The 693-nt window shown below is 42.3% G+C and carries 2 protein-coding genes; both read left to right on the top strand.

Annotation, left to right across the window (positions count from 1 at the left end; translation table 11 throughout):
* Positions 1-306: chemotaxis protein CheW (locus tag AC1MDJ_RS08280; protein ID WP_479690439.1), on the top strand; the 306-nt coding region annotated here is incomplete at its 5' end.
* The coding region (locus tag AC1MDJ_RS08275; protein WP_479690438.1) for a hypothetical protein at positions 303-693 on the top strand (391 nt) is incomplete at its 3' end. The genes AC1MDJ_RS08280 and AC1MDJ_RS08275, both read left to right, overlap by 4 nt.

Here is a 693-nt window from a genome sequence, read left to right as displayed (position 1 = left end):
ATTGATGTTCGCGGTGATGTTTTGCCCATAGTGAACCTGTGCGAACACTTCGGGCTTGAGTTAGAAAAAGATAACGACGAGCAGCGCATAATGATAGCAACCATAAAGGGGATAAAGCTCGGTCTTCTTGTTGATAGAGTTGATAAGGTGCTGAACGTATCAGCAGATGACATAGAACCTCCGCGTGAAAATAGCATTCATAAAAGCAGCCCTGCAACAGGACTTGTGAATACCAATAATGCACTGGTGGTTATACTAGACCCAGAAAAACTGCTCGCCAGCTTTACTAATAGAGCAGAAAAATGAATTTTGCGCTACCACATTTGCGCGTCCTCATGGACAAAATATCTAAAAACTATGCAGACTTCGCCAAAGAGCCTGTTTCACTGTTAAGAGAGCTATTAAAACACCTGTCAGATATAGCTCCAGAGCTTGCAGTCGGCTGTGAAAAGCTGATTAAACAAGGTAAGCCTGATATTAAACAACTAGACACGTTTATTGATGAATTGCGGCTATCGCTATCAAAACAAGCAGATGCTCCATTTAACGCTGAATTTGAAACAATTTTGGCTCAAACTATCCAAAACGTAAAGGGCGTTGGCGATAAAACATTTGAAGCACTAAAGGAGTTTGGCGTTGCTACCCGCAGAGACGTAATATATGGGCTACCATTTCGCTATGAGGCACTCACCA

The organism is Candidatus Termitispirillum reticulitermitis, from assembly GCF_054655775.1.
This window is presented reverse-complemented; position numbering and strand designations above follow the sequence as displayed.